The following is an 18,781-nucleotide window of genomic DNA, read 5'->3' as shown; positions in this document are numbered from 1 at the left end:
GTTAGCATATTTATTCTAATATCCCGGGTTATTATCCGTTCTTAGATTTGGTGATATTTCCAGTTCAGGTGTAGGTAGCGGCCATAGATACTGACGTTCATCCCATACACGTTGCGACAATACCGAAATCAATCCTGCATTTTCCATTTGAGAGAAATCAGCGATACCATCTTCATCAATTTGAGGCGTATATGCCCAAAACCAATGTCCTTTGGAAGTTACTTGACTAATAAGATCTGCTGCAGGATAAAGAATACCATAGTTCTTCGTATTCAACGCCTTTGTAGCCAAACGCCAACGAATTAGATCCATATAGCGCAAACCTTCATTTGCTAGTTCCACCCGCCGTTCCAACCGGACTTCTTTGCGCAAGGCTGTTTGGTCCATGCTCGTAATGGCCGGATATTGGTCTGTCGCCGTCAAAGGAACGCCATATCCTCGTGCACGAACCGCATTCATCGCGTCCAATACTGATTGGTCAATTTGATTCAGTTCAATCTTCGCCTCGGCATACATCAATAACACATCCGCATAACGCATCATCACATAATCACGTTCCACGGTACGGCCATTTTGGATCCATAGTTCGTTGATACCTTTTTTCCAGTTCAATGCGTTATACGAGGCATACTGATTGATGGCTCGATTGTCCTGATTCGCCTGCATGGTGCCCGTATTATAATTCATCACCTGTGTCACTTCCGGATGCGGGTTATAATCAAACCCAACATGAACCGTCCCGAACTCTACGATAGTCTTTGCACAACGCGGATCCCTATTCGCGAAAGGATTATGTGGATCAAACAATGGCGACTCATCTATAGGCATGCCGTCCGTACAGAGGAAAGCCGCCATCAGATCCCAGGAAGGGCAAGACGATCCATAGCCTCCAGGGTTACGCGTGAGTTCGTTGTTTACAACCCATTGATCCAGCACAACGCCGCTGGCAATGGAACGCGGAAAAGCAAATATTTTTTCCGAAGTATTCGATTTCGTATCCGCCAAAAATAAGTTCCCAAAATCTGGATGTAAATCATACACCCCTAGATCGATACAAGCTTTCGCCGCCGTTGCAGCCACCTCCCAGTCGCCCATATACAGCGCAAACCTGGCTTTCATGGCATAAGCCGCTCCCTTCGTAAAATGCACCGCACTGTTTGGATAGGCCTCTGGTAAAACAGCTGCTGCTCGATCAAAATCCTCGTAGACCAACGGGATGACCTCATCTTTAGGTGTACGCGTTTTCTCAAAAGCCTCTTCCAATGTAGGCGACTGATCGTAATACACTACATCACCGAAATAGCAGATCAAGTCTGCGTATTTACAAGCCCGAGCGAAATAGGCTTCTGCCTTATATGTCTCTATTTTTTCAGGACTAACGTTGCCTGCAGCGGCTTCGTCAATTCTCTCTAATAGCGCATTGGCACGGGCAATCAATTTATAACTCTGTTCCCAAAGACGGTACACCTCCCACTGACCACCGTTTAGCGTTCCGTAGAGAATATCCACGCGGTGCGTATTTCTATACGAAAAATTATCCGTCCACTGGTCTGAGTTTTCCAACGGTTGATTCCAATAGCCGAGAATATAAAATTCATTTACGGCCATATCCAATTCTGTTTCGGTTGAATACCAGGTTTCGCTACTTCCTTCCGAAAGTGGTGCTAAATCCATGTCCTGACAGGCTTGCAGCATCAGCAACAATCCTAGTGCATATATTTTTACTATGTATTTCATATTTATATTGTTTAGAAATCAAGGGAAACCCCCATTAACACGGTTGTCGTAATCGGGTAATCACTAACCCCCATCTCCGGATCCCAGCCCGAAGGATATTTATTCCAGGTAAACAAATCACTTGCACTTGCGTAAACCTGCAAGTTGTGCACCTTGAATCGCTCTGTAACAGTCTTCGGTACGGTATAACCTAGTGTAATATTTTTCAAACGGAAATAACGTCCGTTGAACAACCAGTAATCCGACATCGCCATATTCGCTTCCACATTAGCGCGTGTCAAGCGAGGATAGGCCGCTGCTGCATTCTCTTCTGTTGTGTTAAACGGACTCCAATAATTCCCATCAATAATCGCTGGAATATTACCAAAATTTGCCCGCAGTGGCTCAACCATCTGACGTTCCAAGCGCACACTTTGTTTGCCAATTCCTTGAAAAGTCATCGCGAGATTAAAGTTCTTATACCCAGCATACAGTCTTCCCCCATACTGGTAACGAGGCAATGAATTCCCCAGAGGTACCCGATCATATTCCGCCGATATAATACCATCCGGCACCCCTTCTGGACCTGAAATATCCAAGTATTTGATATCGCCCACTTTTATTTGATTATTCAATTTCGGCGAGTTCGCTACCTCTTCCTCCGTCAGGAAAAGTCCGTCACTTTTATAACCATACCATTCATTAAAGTAAATCCCGGCCTCTTTCAGTTTATTTCCACTAATGACCCGCGTATCTTTCATATCATCCAGTTTTGATAAGAAGTCGGATAAATTAGCCGTTACGCCATAGCTCCAATCCCCCTTTTGGTCGCGCCAGCCGAGTTCCAAATCAAAGCCTTTTGTGGACATTTCGCCAGCATTCATTTCTGAAATACCTTGCCCTACAGAAGCCGGAATATCGATATTCAGCAACATACCCTGCGTTTGCTTCCAGTAGTAATCTGCCGTAACGGTCAACCGGTTATCCAAAAATGCTGCGTCAAGACCAATATCAGTCGATTGCGATTTCTCCCAAGAAATATCCGACACCGCCAAGGTACGTTGTGCCGCTGTGGTATTGGCTACAGTCGCTCCGTTTTCATAAAATAGAGCGTTGCCAAATGCCAGTAAAGACATATACGGATAGTAGCTACCGATTCGCTCATTACCAAGAGCGCCCCAAGATCCTCGCAATTTCAAAAAAGACAACCAATTGATGTTTGCGTTCTTCAAAAAAGACTCTTCACTAATGACCCAACCTGCAGAAAATGAAGGAAAAGTTCCCCAGCGATGATCCTTATGGAAGCGTGAAGAACCATCCCGGCGCGCATTCACTTGCAAAAGGTACCTATCTCCATAACTATAAATCAGTCGACCGAAGTAAGAATTGTAGGCATACGCTTCGGCATCACCGCTATTTCCGCGATAGTCTAAAGGGCCAACATTCAGATAAGGATATTGATCCAACACATATTGGTCCCTTGAAGCACCTAAATTTTCCCATTTCTGATAGTAATTTTCATACCCCACCATCGCCGTTAGATCGTGTTTACCAAATGATTTCATGTAGTTCGCGATCAGCTGCGAAGTGATGTTATAATCATCATTACGTTCTTCGCTCAGGCTAGTAGTGCTATAGGGATTCGCATTATCTTCCAACCAACCGCCAAATGCATCCGGATCCGTCGCCAAGGTATACGAAGCAGCCTTGCGAAACGCCTTACTTTTCGCATAATTGATATAAGGTGAAACAATGGCCGATACCTTAAATCCGTCAAAAGGTTTGATATCAATCACGCCGCGACCGCGAAATTGTGTGCTTCGGGAATCGCGATCACCTCCCAAATGAAGCAGTCCATAGGGATTTCCACCTGACTTTCCTTCGGCGATACGACCATCATCCCAGGTTGCCGCATAGATAGCCGGCATCTGCCGTAGCAAGGATAGTGGCGTGTAGTGCGGTGTATGATTTCGCGCATTCCGCACATTCAAATCCAGCGTCGCACTGATCATATCATTAATCGTAAAATCATTATTTACCCGAAGCATCACACGTCTGAAAAATCGCTCCTCGTAAAGACCGTCGACAGCGTCATAAGCCAATGTCGCCTTACTGCGCACTTTATCATTTCCTCCCGATACACCAATAGTATGTGTCTGTCTTGGAGCATAATCTTCTAAAATCAACCCTCGCCAATCGGTAAGCGGATAATTATTAGGATCTGTTGTATTGTAGTTAATCCAATTTTTCACTTGATCGGCGCTATAATCCTGATAGAATCCACCAACCTGATTGTCATTATAGCGCAGTTCGTTTGACATTTCGAGATAACGCGTTACACCAACCATCTCCGGCTGCAGGGTAGGAATTTCTGCACCAAACTCGCCGGAATAGGTTAAATTTAGATTCGTTCGGCTACCTCGTTTGGTTGTAATTAAAATAACCCCTGCTGCTGCACGAGAGCCGTAAATAGCCGAAGATGCAGCATCTTTCAATACAGAAACACTTTCCACATCGTTAGGATTCACGTGATCAATATCTCCCGGGATACCATCAATAATCACCAAGGGCGCCGAGTTTCCAATCGTCGTCACCCCGCGAATATGCATGCTGCCCGCCGATGAACCCGGCGCATTATTACTACGTCGAACCATCAAACCTGGTATAGCCCCCTGCAAGGAAGACGATAAATTCGTCGTTTTACGTTCCGCCAAATCGGCTCCTTTCGCTGTGCTCACCGCTCCGGTTAAGTCTTTCTTACGTACCTCACCGTAACCAACAACAACGACCTCATCCAATGCGGAGGCCTCTTCTACCAATGAAAGATCGAGCGTAGTCTGTGCAGCAACCCGGATACGCTGAGCCAGATAGCCAATCGCCGTAAAGACCAATTCGTCTGTAGATTTGACTTTAATGCTGTACCTCCCTTGTTCATCGGTTACGGTAGCTATGTCCGTTCCTGCCACCACAACACTCACCCCTTGAAACGGCCCCTCACTATTCGAAACCGTTCCACGTACCTCCGCCCCCTGTTGTGCAAAAGCCCATATAGAGCAGAGCACACCCAGTAGGGTTACAAGTATTCTGTTTTTTATCATAATGGATTACTAATTAATGTTTATATTGATTAACTTGATTTTTAAATTATTGTACTTCAACATCCTGTAATTTTAACCATCCCTCACTGGTTAATACACCATCAATAGCAAGTTGAATCGCCGGTTGATCTGCTTTCGTACGATCGACAATAGCCAATCCCCAGCTGTATCGCCCTTTAGACACGTTAAGCTGCGCCTTATAATCGTATATTACCGAAACGCCTTGGCGCCAATCCGATGGTTCACAGTTGTCATCTACAAATACCTGCTTAGCCAAACCATTCTCATCCAATAACGCAAAAGCCACCTTATATTTATAATTCCATTGCGGAATATTATTTGGGAAGTAACCCCAGCCTTTATTTTGCCAGCGATGTGAGATATGAACCAGTCCTTTATTATTTATCACTTTGGGCAAGACAATTTCTTCCGGATAGAGCCTATAACCGCCCTCAGCAGTAAACTGCTTGACCAACGGAAAAGCATATTCAAACCATGAATCCGTATCTCCAGCTCTAAAATCCATCATATTCACATGCGCAGCAGCGGCGATATCAAACTCTCCTTGCCGAACATCTTCTGGATGCCCTTGACGATATCTCTTGCTGGGATCAATCCAATACCGGTGTTGTCCGGCGGTAATCCAGCCCCCCTCCATAATAATAGGCCGTTTGTACCTCCATTTGGCGGCAAAGTCTTCCTCCCAACCAGCGTAGTATTCAGTCATTCCAAAAGCATCTTGCCGCAATCCGTAACCTTTTGCAATGGCTTTCTCCAACAATTCTTCACTTTTCGGATTTGGATCTCCCCAGCTCTGCGGATGCCCAACCAAGCGATGATAATTGATAATTAGCGGAACCTTTGTAAAATACTTTGTGTACACATCAGTCACCCAACCAAAAACCTCTTCCTTCCATTGTTGCACTTCCTCTTCGGTAGCTTCTCCTGTTTCCGCATATACCACATTATGCGCTTCTCCCCACTTTCCTAAACCATATGCATCAATAAACGCGACTCTCTCCGGATCGTTGAAATCTTTCGCGAATGCTTTGATAAACCGCTCATAATATCGTTGAAAAATAGGGTCTTGAGGCAGTGGTGTCAAACGATTCGGATGCTTATCATTTTCCATATAATAGCGCGCACCGGCATCGAACACGAACTTTGGCGTATTCATTCCCTGGTCGCGTCCGTCGACTACAATTCGGAAAGCAATTGGAACTCCTCGTTTCATTGCACCTTGAATCAACCGACCTATTTGCGTTGTTGTATCCCGCCAAGTATATATTCCTTCCTTAGGGTTCAACGATGACCAGCTGGTTCTCACATAACAAGCAGAAGCGTAATCAATTACTTTAACAAATTTTTGAAGTTCATCTACATAGTATTCCTTGTCCCAATAGGTAGGTTCTGCCGTACGGCCAGCGTACATCACCCAACCATTCAAAGGGTTTCTGAGCACCGACGTCGAATCGTAAGTTAGCGATATGGGTATACGGCCGTCAACCGTACGAGTGGCTATAGGTTCTAGTTCAAAAAGACGCTCCTCTGCCGATTGACCGAAAAGAAAACTGCTGTAAACAATTATTATCAGTGGTAATAGTACTTTCATTGATTCCTCATTTTTTAGATACCGGCCCTTAGACTAACCTTCCTTAAATTAGTCTGGTCTGGTGTGGTCTATAACTATAAAGCAAACATAAAGCAATAAAAATAAAATACCAAATATTTTTTCTAAAATCTATATACACCTTTCAAAAATTGGGGAGCGAGCAATAAAAGTGGTCTCGGCAGGAAGATTTTAACAGAAACTGACGACAATTCCGTCGGCAACCCGGACGGAAGTATCGCTTCGGCGGACGGAAGTACCCTATCGATGAGCAGGAGCGTAACGTCGTCGTCCGCCGAAATCACTTCGTTGCCCAACCCGATGAAACTTCCGGCCATCTTTTTCACGTCGGCATATGGATCAACAAATCCCTTGCCCAAGGCAAACATCTTGCCGTATGCCGAAATCACTTTGCTGCGCAAGAGTTTATTTTCGTTGGGCAAGACAATTACGTAGAAAGACGGAAGATTGGTTATGGAGGGCAACAGTATCACCTCGGCACACGGAAGTGCGGCTTCCCCGCATGGAGATATGAACAAGATGGTCATCTTCACCGTCTCGGCGTCTGCCGGCGTCACTGCCCCATACGGCAGAATAGTCTCGTTGCCCGGCATACCAACAAAGTCGTACGCCGTCAAGACGCCGGCGTACGGAAAAACAAAGGGGAAGCACGATCTTACCCATACCTCCCCTTGCGCCAATCAGATGCACAAAGTCTCTATGATGTCAACGCTTGCCTTTGCGCTTGCTTTCCTCGAAAGCACCTCCCAGATCATCTTCAGTATAGAAATGCCGCGTCCCCATAATCCGCGGCGCCAAGATACCGCGGTCTACCCAACGGGTATAGGTACTATCTTTAATGTTCAGCTTATGCATCACTTCCTTTCGGGTTAGCAACGTGTGCATTTCGTCCGGTTTCGGAGCAGCCGTACAGTTTTGCAGTAACTCCACATCAATATATAAATGGGAGCCCGCGCAGACGGTTTCCGTCCAGCAGGTTCTCCCTGTTATGTTACGCTAAACCAGTACCATTCCCGGCAACACGATTTCACAATTTCCAGCCTCTCTCGTGATGCTTATTGCCATCACACTCATCTGCGCCAATGAATATGCCCTTCCTTTGGATACCCGCTTTAGAATCCGCTGTACGTCAGCGTGATTGTTAGCTAATTTTCTTTCTTTTTTGGATCCCGATGTCACCCCGGTCAATTCCAACATTGGCCGACCATTCGCTAAAAGTCTTTCTGATTTTCTGTTGTTCCGTGTCACCCTTGTCACTTGACACGTATTAAAATGTCTTTTTCATTTGTAACACATCTACACTACCAAATCATGGAAAAAAGCCTACATATTAACTTTCGATCGCACTTTGGCCAAGCGATTACCGATCAAGCGTCCGAGCAGCCAAAACCTTCGCTCAACATCCGACACGCAGACAAGCAGTACTATACCAAAGAAGAAAATTGGGCCATTGCACAAGAATTTGATGGCAAACATGGTTATCTCTTTGGTTATGATCTATGGCTCGAGCAGGCTGTCACTATTCCTGTCCGTGTCGATATCGGGGATTTGTATGTGGTCTATGTCGTCGAGGGAAACGACGACATTCTGATCCGGGATGCCGCCGACGATCTTGTTTGCACCCTTGCTCAAAGCCGCGCCCGTTATCTGTATGTGCCTCCCGGCGATTATCACGTTGAACTTTCTCGGGGGCAACATCAAATCTTTGGGTTTTACTTCGATGGCGGTATCTTTCGCGATGGCAATGAGCGCAGCTTTCGTTGTTTACATGAGGTGATCGATGGCTATCGCAATAACGCGAAAAGCCTGATCCACAGCATCGATCTTCTCATTGGGCCGAAAACCCGGCTCCATATTACCCATCTCTGTAAAAATTTAACGAAAGGCGATTTCAATAACGAGACTTTCATTTTTGATGAACTGAGCCGGCTGATACAGCTTTCCAGACTGAAGGTCCACGAGGAGTACGAACAGATAAACCCAGTACAACATCTGGCCGATAATGCCATTGAGCTGGTTAAAGCCTATGTGCATACCCACGGGCAGGCCTTCAGTATCCAGTACGTCGCCGACGATCTGGGCGTGACTGCTGCTCATCTATGTCGTGTATTTAAAGACGAGAAGCTTCTTTCTCCCAGAAGTTATAAAGATCGCTTTCTGCTTGTGCGTTGCAAAAAAGAGCTTCTCTACTATCAGCAATTGGGCGATGTTGCCGAGCGTTGCCAATTTTCCAGCGTCGCATCATTCAGCCGATTCTTTAAAAAGCACACCGGGCAAACGCCAGGTGCATACAAGGATGAGCTATATCGCTTACACGATAGTGTTTCGTTATAAATGCATCAGGATATTGACCAACTTTCCAAATGGATCCCGCACATAAAACCGACGCACGCCCCAGGGCTCATTAGCCGGGCCGTATTCGATTTCGTATCCGTGTTCTTTCATTCGCGTATAAGCTTCCTCAATATCATCCACTTCGATGGATAGGTCGGGTACGGCAGTTTGTCAGAAAATCCATCTATTCCTTATGTCATTGAATTCATTCTCCTAAAGGACAAGGAATTCACCAACAATTCCAATATGGAAATTAAGGATGTAAGGAGAATTCTGAAAGACTATAATCTTATCTATAAAGGAAGTAGCCTATCGACTGAACTGCAAAAATCGGGGTTTGTAGAATGCAAACAGCATCCGACAAAAAAGAATACGAATGTCTACAGCAAGAAGTAATTGGGATAATGGTTGACGAAAAGAACCATGAAGGAAAATGATGGATATAACAGCTAATCATGAGAGGTAAGAAATATTTACTTATATTGCTGATAGCGCTGAGTACTTTATTAGCATACGTTTACTTAAGAAAGACTAATTTCTTTGAGATCGATGCATGTTTAGATTGCGGAGGACGTTGGAATTATCAAACCGAGAAATGTGACAGTATTAATCTAAAGAAAGATATTCAACGGTAAGTATTATTTTGAGCAGGTTACATATTAAAGTTTAATACCAATATACCTAGTACAATCAAAATCATGACAGGTCTCCAAGAAATGGTTTTTATCGATGAAATTGCATTACAGGCAAAGATTGCTAAAAGGGCTGCTGATGGTTTAATCGAGACTCATGATACTTTTGACAAAGTTGATGTATGGTGTTCCATTCAGTCTATTTTGGTTACCGAGGACAATGTGTCCAAAATTCTTTGGCCATCTAGTAAAAAATATAAGCAACGTGGCGAAAGATTAAGACAAATACTAAAAAAGCAGAAAATCTGGTCTGGTCTGTCCTTTTTTCTTGCTTTAACCGACCAAACCTATTAGCTTTGCAGCTGTTGTGTATTAAAATCCATCATCGAAATTGAAAGAGATACCCGATTCTATGGCCAACAATAGCACGCAGCGGCTAAAATACATGCAGCTGGTAGACTACGTCATGGCACAGATAGCGCAGAACGAATTGGCTATCAATGATAGATTACCTTCGCTCAACCAATTAACCGCAGAACTACGTATAAGCAAGGAAACGGCGTTGAAAGGCTTACAATATCTTTCGGAAAAAGGCATCATCGAATCGGAGTACCGCAAAGGATATTATGTAAAACGGTTAAAGCTTGAACAACGTTACCGCGTATGCTTGGTACTCGACAAAATGAATATCTTAAGAGACCGGGTCTATCAAGCTTTTCTGGAAACCATACACGACAAAGCCGAGGTAGATGTATTTTTCCATCACCATAATTTCAAAGTATTTGAAAAACTGGTAGAAGAAAACCTAAATAGCTATACCCATTTTGTGGTGGTTACTTTCTTCCGCGAAAATCCCGCCTCTGTTCTAAATAAAATCCCTGCACATAAACGCATCGTGATCGACCGCAACGAACCGGACCTTGAAGGCACATTCAGTTGTATCTATCAGGACCATAAGTCTGACCTAATCGATTCCTTAACCATTTTATTGCCGCAACTGGAAAAGTATAGACGTTTGATACTCGTTGCGCCCCTGGAAGCGTTTCATGCACAAGATTTAATAGAAGGTTTCGAAGCTTTTGCCAAAAAACATAAGAAAAATCATAAAATCATTCATCAAGTTCAGCTTAATTCTTTTAAGAAGGGCGATGCTTATATTACTTTTAGTCGATACGACCAAGATGATGTTAATATTATCAAGCTCTGCCGGGGAAAGAACTGGAAGCTCGGGGAAGATATCGGTCTGATCTCCTATAACGATACCGCCGTAAAAGAAGTTCTGGAAGAGGGTATTACCGTCATCAGTACCGACTTCCGTAAAATGGGAGAAGAAGCCGCAAATGCTATTTTGGGAGAGACTCCTATTACTTTGCGTGATCCGGCCGTCGTTATTATAAGAAAATCGCTGTAGTGATCATTCCTGTTGGAATCTTTTCACTTGGCCATCCAAGGTAAATTCGATTCCATAACGTTTCCGGGAACCGTTGATATTCCGTGGGTACCACATGAGCCGGCCGCTATCCCAGATAATACCATACACATGGGTAAGAGGCTCGGCGCCTTCTACCGTCTCTGCCTTTTCATTATAATGATGCACAATAGTTGCTACCGTTTCGAAGTGAATCTTATCCAGATCCATGCGTTTATCTTTGGTATTCATATGGCCCGAGATCTGTACAGGAGTTGGTTCACCCCACACAGCATCTCTATAACTATATTCATCAACATACTCTGGATTTTCAGGGTTTTGTAGTTTAAGATTTACCCGGCCATCTTCATAAAAATGGATATCACGATAAAGCCAGACCTTTTTCCCAGCAAACTGCGGTAAATTGTACAGTGCTTCTTTGGCTTCCCGTAAGGCAGTCGTATCCTTCAAAAAATTAGGAGGAACCAGAGCAAGCATTTCTTCTTCTGGAACACTTTCCGGCGTCGTTGGGGAATCATCCGGAATTTCCTTTTCTTCGACCGTTCTAATATCCTGCTGTTCCTTCTTTTCTACGTCTTTTTTCGAGGGATCCGCAAAAGTATCTTTCACACTTTTAACTAAGCCATCACATGCCAACATAAAAGGCAGCATACTGATGACGACTAACACCCTCTTAAACATTCTTTTATTCATATGTAAATAATTATTCGTCTAGGGACTGCCCGTATAGGTACTCATGAATATTTCTAATTTTATCTTTTAAAGGCCATATGAAATGCCCAGAATATTTACATTTTAAAATTCCAAGTCTGACACAAACGCTACTTGCTGGGGATTGTCTTCCAAATAAAAAATCGGAATAGTTTTCTCCCGTGTAATTCCCACATCTAACAAGTTCACAATTTTCTTTAAACTTACTTGATGAGTCTGCCCTTTTGCGTCTAAATATTCCAGTTCAAAACGTACCTGAGGCTGTTCATTGATATAAGTTCCTGTCTGTTCTGCTCGAATGATAGTAGCCATTGCTTTCTTGCCGTGAAATTTTACCCGTAGGGTATCTTTCGGCAACCCGCTGACTTTCCCAATAAACCCCATGATACCAAAAAAGAAAAAGAGAAGACTCAACGGACAGATAATTAAGGGGTGCCAAAAGGCCAAAAAACGCCAGCCTGTACCTTTATTTTCCAACTGATAGGAGAATATATAGTAGCCTATGATCAGTGCAAAGACGAATAACCAAGCAACTACACACCACATTAGTCGACCGGTCTCAAACACCACCTGAGATCCCTCGGGCACTAAATAGGGGTAATCTTTTAAATCCTTGTCAATCCGTAGGCGAAGGCTTTTGCCTACTTCGTAACGTCGCTGATACGGCTGACTGTCGCTTATACGTAAATCGACCAAAATTGGGGTACCCGAAAAATTAAGCATCCTTGTGCGCAGCTCCAATTCATTCATATCCTCCTTACGCGATTTTACTTTTCGGACTGACAAAATTTCTGCATTCTTTATAGCACCCTCACGCAGTAAAGACGCAATAGTCGACTTGGCTTCTATGGGAGACGCCACCCATCGCTTATAAAATTTAATTAATACGACTGACCAAAGGATGAGCGATAGGATTAAAAGCGTCATAGCCCACCACGGCCCCCTAGTCGATGCCATCCCGGATAATGGATAGTAGATAATCATCGGGAAAGGAATCGCAAAGAATAGCATATAAAGTTTCCAAAAAGTACGCATTCTTATTGTTTTATAATTAAAACGCCGTATTCCCTATTTTTCGTATACTGCGGATAACAGTTAGAAATCAAAATCCGCTACTCTTTAAATTAAGCCCCGCTCGCTCGTCCAAGCCAAACAGTAAGTTCATATTCTGAACAGCTTGGCCGGACGCGCCTTTCAATAAGTTGTCCGTTGCATTCAGAATCAACAGTTGATTAGCATGTTTTTCCAAATGCATAATGCTCTTATTCGTATTCACCACCTGCTTCAAATCAATATTCGCTTTGCTCACCCATGTAAAAGGATGGCTCTCGTAATAATCCTCATAAAGCGCGTAAGCCTCCACTTCAGTCAATTCAGAAGTCACGTATATCGCTGAAAAAATCCCTCTTGGAAATGCCCCCCGTTGCGGAATCATATGGATCCGTTGCATGGCCCGCTCAAGTAAGGGTCGGTTGGATTGCGGTAGAAAATCTGGTTGAAGTTGATTCAACGACTCGGATACCTCCTGTAGATGTTGATGTTCGAATGCTTTATAAGCAGAAAGATTTCCACTACGCCATGAAAAATGCGAAGTAGGGGAAGGTTTTTGTCCTGCTCCTGTAGAACCTGTCGTGGCATTGATATGAATCTGCTCTGGTAATAATCCTTGAGCGGCTAAAGGAAGTAATGCCAATTGTATATTGGTCGCAAAGCATCCCGGATTAGCAATATATTGTGCTGATTTAATCGCTTCCTTGTTAAGCTCGGGGAGGCCATATACAAAATGTTCATCTTGGTAGGCGGTGTTTGTTTTAAGCCGGTAATCTTGTGACAAGTCGATAATCTTGACCTTCGGATCTACTGGATTTGCTTCCAGAAATTTTCGCGCATCGCCATGTCCGACACACAAAAAGAGTACATCAATTTCCGAATGGAAATCGGAAGAAAATTCCAATTCCGTATCACCAAACAAATCGTTGTGGACGGCATAGATCTTATTGCCGGCATTTGAAGCCGAATTAGCAAAAACAATTTCTACATCGGGGTGATAAATCAAGACACGGAGTAGTTCGCCTCCCGTATATCCCGCTGAACCGACTATACCTACTCTTATCATTTTATTTCTCCTTGATTTACTTTGTGCCAAATAATCGTTTGGTTACCAAATATCTTCGCAAAACCCTTGACATCGTCACCTGTATATCCTTCGTTCATTTCACCATAGCTACCAAATTTAGTCGACATTAAGTCATGCTCAGACTCAATACCTACCACGATGAATCGGTAGGGATGTAATTCAACGATAACGCGCCCTGTCACTGTTTCTTGTGCGGAACGGAGGAAAGCCTCTATATCCCGCATGATAGGGTCGTGCATTTGCCCTTCGTGCATATAATTACCATAAAAAGCAGAAATCTGATCTTTCCAGGACAACTGCCATTTCGTTAAGGTATGCTTTTCCAGTGTGTGGTGGGCTTTAATGAGGATAAGCGGTCCCGCAGCCTCAAAACCGACACGCCCCTTGATACCAATAATGGTATCCCCTATGTGTATATCACGTCCGATACCATACGGTTGCGCTAAGTCTTGCAGCTGTTGAATAACCTTAACCGCACCTATTTGTTCACCATTTAGTGCTACCGGCTCCCCTTTAACAAAGTCGATGGTTACCGTTTGCGGCTCGGAGGACGTCACGGGTGTAGGCCACGCAGTCTCTGGCAGATATTTATTCGAAGTCAAGGTTTCTGCTCCACCGACGGATGTACCCCATAGTCCTTTATTGATAGAATATTTTGCTTTTTCGGCGTTAATTTCTACACCATGTTTAGCCAGATAGGCTATTTCTTCTTCTCTGGACAGCTTAAGATCACGGATAGGCGTGATAATCTCTACGCCTGGGATAAGTGTATTAAAAATCATATCGAAACGAACCTGGTCGTTTCCAGCCCCCGTCGAACCGTGTGCTACACATGCCGCACCAATGTTCCTTGCGTAGTTGGCAATTGCTGTAGCTTGACATACCCGCTCTGCCGATACAGAAAGTGGATAGGTAGCATTTTTTAATACATTCCCGAAAATGAGATATTTTATAGTGTCACGATAGTAATTTTCGGTCTCATCAATCGTGCTATGGGATTTCACGCCCAAGGCGTAAGCGCGTTCCTCTATAGCTTTCAATTCATTTTCAGAGAAACCTCCCGTATTGACTACCACTGAATGTATTTCCAACCCTAACTCTTTCGATAGATAAATACAACAGAAGGAGGTATCTAAACCACCACTAAACGCTAATACTACTTTTTTCATCTATATATAGTTTGTTCTTAAAAGGTGATGAAGCTATCAGATTTATCAGCCTCCCGTGTCGTCCGAATAAATCATGATGGTTTCATTGGATTATTTTTTTTTCTTGTCACTCATCATGCAATGAGATCAAACCTAAATAAAATGCGTGGCATTCACGAATTCTTTAAAAGAAAATTATTTTGAGTAATTCATTTTTATATGCAATTTAATTGCGCATTATATAAAATGAGTTTATTTTGCTCTCCTCTGCCATCAAGGGCTATTTTATAGAGGAAATATAGCAATTATATATTTTTCGCGAGACCAGTGCCCACAGGGAATACCGCAGCAACGATCTTCTTGGACGATTTCCACAATTTAGCTTCGATACGTTTCAAAAGCGATTGCTTTTTCACAATACGGTCCAAACGTTCCTTCGCTTCGGCACGACGTTGGATTTTTTCTTTGAGTTCACGTTCTTTCTCTACAGGATCCCAAAGCATAGCGGTACACATGCAATTCTTACGCTCCTTGCTGACCAGGATATCAAAATTCACACAGGATTGACAACCTTTCCAAAATTCTTCATCTGGGGTTAGTTCACCATACGTTACCGGCTCATAACCTAATTCTGAATTTATTTTCATTACGGCCAAACCAGTGGTTAAACCAAATATTTTTGCTTTGGGGTATTTCTCACGTGACAAATCAAAGACACGCTTCTTAATCGCTTTCGCTAGCCCTACTTTCCGAAAATCCGGCGCCACAATCAAACCGGAATTGGCCACATAGTCGCCATGACTCCAAGTCTCAATATAACAAAAGCCGGCCCAACGTCCATCCTTGTGCAATGCGATGACCGCTTTACCTTCCTCTATCTTGCGAACGATATATTCAGGCTTACGGCGGGCAATACCTGTTCCGCGTGCTTTCGCAGACTCAAACATTTCGTTGCAAATCGTCTCTGCATGTCCTATATGTGCAGAAGTGGCGGGGATAATTAAAAAATCTGAAAGTGTCATCGAAGATGTCGACCTAATAAAATACACATAAATGTGTTCTCAACAAAACTCTATTAATTAACAATTGAGAAACCACTGAGCCGAGTGATTGTTCATAATGGATGTAGTCCTGCCTCCCAATCAAGCTCGAGGCAGAATAGGTCGTCGGAATCGTAATATAGGACGTTTGAACCCTTTCAAAGTATACAACATATCCTTTACAAACTTCTTTGGAAGTTGTACCGGAATGAATGTAGGGCATGCGAACGCGTTCATTTTCTCTCTATATTAACTATTAACTGGACAAAGTTAGAAAATAATTTTTTCCTTTTATACAATAGCCACTTAGTTTTTTTATGAAAAAAATATCCATTGTACTATTTCTCCATTAATATGTTAATTAGACCTCTTTTTTACGAGAAGGTTTAAAAGAGACAACAAACACGGATATCTCTATTTTTTTAGGTACTTTTGTATTGTTTTTAAATTCTCTTAACGATGGTTGGTCCAAGTATAATATTCTATCTCTTTTTTGCAATCCCTTATATCTTCCTTATGTACTGGCTAGTCAAACAGGATAAAAAGAAGTATGTTTGGGGACTTGCAGTCGTAACACTGATTGCTATAGTGGGCATTATCGTCTCCCAAAAAGCCAGTAAGGTCGCCATAGAAAACTACAAACAGCATCAAATAGATGCCCGGGAGATAGAAAAGGAAAACCAGCGGGATTCTTTACAGGATTCCTTACCTACTCAGTAATCTTTTCCAATTTAAACAGAAAAGAAAAGTTCAATGCGACATCTTTCAGATAGTCAAATCGCCCGGAAGCCCCTCCGTGTCCGTAGGACATATCAGTTTTCAATAACAATACCTGATTCCCCTGCTTTATTTTACGTAACTTTGCGACCCATTTTGCCGGTTCGAAATATTGCACCTGACTATCATGAAGCCCCGTCGTAACCAATAGGTTTGGATACGCCTTTGCCTCAATATTCTCATAAGGTGAATACGACTTCATATATTCATAAGCGGCTTGCTCATTTGGATTTCCCCATTCGTCGTATTCGTTTGTCGTCAATGGAATCGTATCGTCCAACATCGTATTGACTACGTCTACAAAAGGAACCTGGGCAATAACGCCGTTCCAGAGTTCAGGAGCCATATTGATAACGGCTCCCATTAATAAGCCCCCGGCACTGCCTCCCTGTGCATACAAATGACCCGGACTTGTATATTTTTGGGAAATCAAATAGTTGGCGCAGTCGATAAAATCTGTAAAGGTATTTTTCTTATTCATCATTTTACCATCCTCATACCATTGCCTTCCCATCTCCTCTCCACCACGTATATGGGCAATAGCATACGCAAACCCTCGATTCAACAGGCTCAGTCTCGCCGAATTAAACGTAGGATCCATGGACATCCCATACGAACCGTATCCGTACAACAATAGGGGTGATTTCCCATTTTTAGGAAAGCCCTTTTTGTACACTAGCGAGATAGGAATCTGTGCACCGTCTCCTCCTGTCGCGAATAAACGTTCTGTTACATACTTCTCACTATCGTATCCCCCTACGACCTCCTGTTGCTTGCGAAGGGTCTTTTCTTTGGTATTCATGTTATAGTCGAACGTAGACGACGGTGTGACAAGTGAAGTATAGCCATAACGAACCATATCGGTATTATATTCTACATTTGTACTTGGATATACCGTGTACGCCGCCTCGCCGAAATCCAGATAATGTTGATGTCCGTCTTTTAAAGAGCGTACAGCCATTTGTGTCAAGCCATTCTTACGTTCCGAAATCACGATGTAGTCCTTAAATTCATCAATATCAGAAATAAGCACGTCTTCCCGATGCGAAATAAATTCTTTCCAATATTCTTTGGTAGTTTTGTCTAGCGGGCATTCCATCACTTGAAAGTTTTTCGCCCCGTCATTCGTCAAAATTAAGAACCGGTCGGCGAGCGCCGTCACCGAATACAGAACTTCTTTCATCCGAGGTTGAAACACCTTGAATACACCATTCGGATGATCAGCATCCAACAAGTGGACTTCTGACGATAGTGTTCCGCCAGAATAAATCATAATATGTTTGCCGTTTTTTGATTTCCCGACACCGATATAGTTGGTATTATCTTTTTCCTCATATACGACAACATCCCCCCCTGTTCCTAAGCCCAAGGTATATCGTCGGATTTTCTCACTCAGTAAGGTTACGGGATTTTTTGCGGTATAGAACAATGTTTTATTGTCATTTGCCCACGTTGCTCCACCGGAAGTACGATTTATTTTGTCGGGCAACAGTTCACCAGTCTCCAAGTTTTTCACATAAATCGTGTACTCTCTCCTGGATACCGTATCCACACCAAAAGCAAGCAATTTATTATCCGGACTTACCGAAAAGCCACTCGCTGCATAATAGGCATAGCCTTCTGCCATATCGTCCACGTCCAGCAATATTTCCTCCGGTGCATCCAAACTTCCTTTCTTTCGACAGAATTTATAGTATTGCTTACCTTCTTCCGTACGAGTGTAATAATAATAACCCTTCTTAAAATAAGGTACGGATTCGTCTTTCTCCTTAATCCGTCCCTTCATTTCACGAAACAGCTTCTCCTGTAACGCATCAGTATCTTTCATCATTGCCGAGGTATAACTATTTTCTGCCTCCAGGTAGGCAATAACTTCTGCAGAATCCGGACCTTTCTTAAAATAGTCATTCATCCAGTAGTAATTATCCACGATCGTATCTTGATGAATGATGCGTTCATGGGTTTTCTTTTCTGCCACGGGGGCAGTGAGGGCGGGCCAAGATGCCGTATTTTTTATCGACTTATCAGAACAAGAAATTGCCATAGTTCCAATAATAATCATATAGTTCCAGTTTTTATGCATCAAAAAGCAAATTTTGGTCATTTAGCCATAAAGTTAATGTAAAATC

The 18,781-nt window shown here is 43.1% G+C and carries 18 protein-coding genes; 5 read left to right on the top strand and 13 right to left on the bottom strand.

Annotated features, from left to right (window positions below; translation table 11 throughout):
- Positions 1-15: 15 nt before the first annotated feature.
- From H8B17_RS19215 to H8B17_RS19190, 6 genes are all read right to left on the bottom strand, one after another.
- Positions 16-1,737, bottom strand: coding sequence for a RagB/SusD family nutrient uptake outer membrane protein (locus H8B17_RS19215; RefSeq protein WP_190310841.1), 1,722 nt, complete (start codon positions 1,735-1,737; stop codon positions 16-18).
- A gap of 11 nt (positions 1,738-1,748) precedes the next feature.
- Positions 1,749-4,814, bottom strand: coding sequence for a SusC/RagA family TonB-linked outer membrane protein (locus tag H8B17_RS19210; RefSeq protein WP_190310840.1), 3,066 nt, complete (start codon positions 4,812-4,814; stop codon positions 1,749-1,751).
- A gap of 46 nt (positions 4,815-4,860) precedes the next feature.
- A complete protein-coding gene (locus H8B17_RS19205; protein ID WP_190310839.1) occupies positions 4,861-6,426 on the bottom strand; it encodes a DUF4832 domain-containing protein in 1,566 nt (521 codons plus the stop codon).
- Between the two features lie 122 nt (positions 6,427-6,548).
- Positions 6,549-7,061, bottom strand: a complete 513-nt coding sequence (locus H8B17_RS19200; protein ID WP_190310838.1) for a hypothetical protein — start codon at positions 7,059-7,061, stop codon at positions 6,549-6,551.
- 88 nt (positions 7,062-7,149) lie between these two features.
- Entirely contained in the window at positions 7,150-7,374 is a 225-nt protein-coding gene (locus tag H8B17_RS19195) for a helix-turn-helix domain-containing protein (RefSeq protein ID WP_190310837.1), read from the bottom strand.
- Between the two features lie 66 nt (positions 7,375-7,440).
- Entirely contained in the window at positions 7,441-7,701 is a 261-nt protein-coding gene (locus H8B17_RS19190) for a hypothetical protein (RefSeq protein ID WP_190310836.1), read from the bottom strand.
- 54 nt (positions 7,702-7,755) lie between these two features.
- Between H8B17_RS19190 and H8B17_RS19185 the strand changes: the two genes are divergently transcribed.
- On the top strand, positions 7,756-8,778 hold the full coding sequence (locus H8B17_RS19185; RefSeq protein ID WP_190310835.1) for a helix-turn-helix transcriptional regulator: 1,023 nt from the start codon (positions 7,756-7,758) through the stop codon (positions 8,776-8,778).
- Here the strand turns inward: H8B17_RS19185 and H8B17_RS19180 are convergent.
- Positions 8,773-8,919 carry a VOC family protein gene (locus tag H8B17_RS19180; RefSeq protein WP_317171077.1) on the bottom strand — a complete coding sequence of 49 codons (147 nt, stop codon included), beginning with the start codon at positions 8,917-8,919 and terminating at the stop codon, positions 8,773-8,775. The two genes, H8B17_RS19185 and H8B17_RS19180, sit on opposite strands and share 6 nt — an antisense overlap.
- Before the next feature lie 27 nt (positions 8,920-8,946).
- Here H8B17_RS19180 and H8B17_RS19175 point away from each other — a divergent pair, with 27 nt between their 5' ends.
- The 3 genes from H8B17_RS19175 (at position 8,947) to H8B17_RS19165 (ending at position 10,821) form a co-directional block, all read left to right on the top strand.
- Positions 8,947-9,174: a hypothetical protein gene (locus H8B17_RS19175; protein WP_190310834.1), complete on the top strand. Its 228-nt coding sequence runs from the start codon at positions 8,947-8,949 to the stop codon at positions 9,172-9,174.
- A 302-nt stretch (positions 9,175-9,476) separates the two neighbouring features.
- Positions 9,477-9,764, top strand: a complete 288-nt coding sequence (locus H8B17_RS19170; RefSeq protein WP_190310833.1) for a hypothetical protein — start codon at positions 9,477-9,479, stop codon at positions 9,762-9,764.
- Positions 9,765-9,801: 37 nt separating this feature from the next.
- On the top strand, positions 9,802-10,821 hold the full coding sequence (locus H8B17_RS19165; RefSeq protein ID WP_223816682.1) for a GntR family transcriptional regulator: 1,020 nt from the start codon (positions 9,802-9,804) through the stop codon (positions 10,819-10,821).
- Between the two features lie 3 nt (positions 10,822-10,824).
- On the opposite strand, the gene H8B17_RS19160 is transcribed toward H8B17_RS19165, so the two are convergent.
- The 5 genes from H8B17_RS19160 to H8B17_RS19140 all read right to left on the bottom strand — a co-directional run bounded on the left by H8B17_RS19160 (position 10,825) and on the right by H8B17_RS19140 (position 15,857).
- On the bottom strand, positions 10,825-11,532 hold the full coding sequence (locus H8B17_RS19160) for a hypothetical protein (protein WP_190310832.1): 708 nt from the start codon (positions 11,530-11,532) through the stop codon (positions 10,825-10,827).
- A 102-nt stretch (positions 11,533-11,634) separates the two neighbouring features.
- Positions 11,635-12,585 carry a hypothetical protein gene (locus H8B17_RS19155; protein ID WP_190310831.1) on the bottom strand — a complete coding sequence of 317 codons (951 nt, stop codon included), beginning with the start codon at positions 12,583-12,585 and terminating at the stop codon, positions 11,635-11,637.
- A gap of 67 nt (positions 12,586-12,652) precedes the next feature.
- Positions 12,653-13,666, bottom strand: coding sequence for an N-acetyl-gamma-glutamyl-phosphate reductase (argC, locus tag H8B17_RS19150; RefSeq protein ID WP_190310830.1), 1,014 nt, complete (start codon positions 13,664-13,666; stop codon positions 12,653-12,655).
- Entirely contained in the window at positions 13,663-14,856 is a 1,194-nt protein-coding gene (gene argG, locus H8B17_RS19145; protein WP_190310829.1) for an argininosuccinate synthase, read from the bottom strand. The genes argC and argG overlap by 4 nt, the downstream gene beginning before the upstream one ends.
- A 284-nt stretch (positions 14,857-15,140) precedes the next feature.
- Positions 15,141-15,857: a GNAT family N-acetyltransferase gene (locus H8B17_RS19140; protein WP_190310828.1), complete on the bottom strand. Its 717-nt coding sequence runs from the start codon at positions 15,855-15,857 to the stop codon at positions 15,141-15,143.
- Between the two features lie 534 nt (positions 15,858-16,391).
- Between H8B17_RS19140 and H8B17_RS19135 the strand changes: the two genes are divergently transcribed.
- Complete coding sequence (locus H8B17_RS19135; protein WP_223816681.1) at positions 16,392-16,595, top strand: hypothetical protein; 204 nt, start codon at positions 16,392-16,394, stop codon at positions 16,593-16,595.
- Here the strand turns inward: H8B17_RS19135 and H8B17_RS19130 are convergent.
- A complete protein-coding gene (locus tag H8B17_RS19130; RefSeq protein WP_223816680.1) occupies positions 16,585-18,714 on the bottom strand; it encodes a S9 family peptidase in 2,130 nt (709 codons plus the stop codon). The two genes, H8B17_RS19135 and H8B17_RS19130, sit on opposite strands and share 11 nt — an antisense overlap.
- Between the last annotated feature and the right edge of the window lie 67 nt (positions 18,715-18,781).

This window comes from Sphingobacterium arenae (assembly GCF_014692505.1).
GTDB lineage: Bacteria > Bacteroidota > Bacteroidia > Sphingobacteriales > Sphingobacteriaceae > Sphingobacterium > Sphingobacterium arenae.
Note: the sequence above shows the minus strand (reverse complement) of the source record. Positions and strands in the feature narration are given on the sequence as shown.

Bases quoted from the DNA above. Each gene is read 5' to 3' on its own strand.
- H8B17_RS19215 (WP_190310841.1), bottom strand. From the start codon at position 1,737: ATGAAATACATAGTAAAAATATATGCACTAGGATTGTTGCTGATGCTG.
- H8B17_RS19210 (WP_190310840.1), bottom strand. From the start codon at position 4,814: ATGATAAAAAACAGAATACTTGTAACCCTACTGGGTGTGCTCTGCTCT.
- H8B17_RS19205 (WP_190310839.1), bottom strand. From the start codon at position 6,426: ATGAAAGTACTATTACCACTGATAATAATTGTTTACAGCAGTTTTCTT.
- H8B17_RS19185 (WP_190310835.1), top strand. From the start codon at position 7,756: ATGGAAAAAAGCCTACATATTAACTTTCGATCGCACTTTGGCCAAGCG.
- H8B17_RS19170 (WP_190310833.1), top strand. From the start codon at position 9,477: ATGACAGGTCTCCAAGAAATGGTTTTTATCGATGAAATTGCATTACAG.
- H8B17_RS19160 (WP_190310832.1), bottom strand. From the start codon at position 11,532: ATGAATAAAAGAATGTTTAAGAGGGTGTTAGTCGTCATCAGTATGCTG.
- H8B17_RS19155 (WP_190310831.1), bottom strand. From the start codon at position 12,585: ATGCGTACTTTTTGGAAACTTTATATGCTATTCTTTGCGATTCCTTTC.
- argC (WP_190310830.1), bottom strand. From the start codon at position 13,666: ATGATAAGAGTAGGTATAGTCGGTTCAGCGGGATATACGGGAGGCGAA.
- argG (WP_190310829.1), bottom strand. From the start codon at position 14,856: ATGAAAAAAGTAGTATTAGCGTTTAGTGGTGGTTTAGATACCTCCTTC.
- H8B17_RS19140 (WP_190310828.1), bottom strand. From the start codon at position 15,857: ATGACACTTTCAGATTTTTTAATTATCCCCGCCACTTCTGCACATATA.
- H8B17_RS19135 (WP_223816681.1), top strand. From the start codon at position 16,392: ATGTACTGGCTAGTCAAACAGGATAAAAAGAAGTATGTTTGGGGACTT.
- H8B17_RS19130 (WP_223816680.1), bottom strand. From the start codon at position 18,714: ATGATTATTATTGGAACTATGGCAATTTCTTGTTCTGATAAGTCGATA.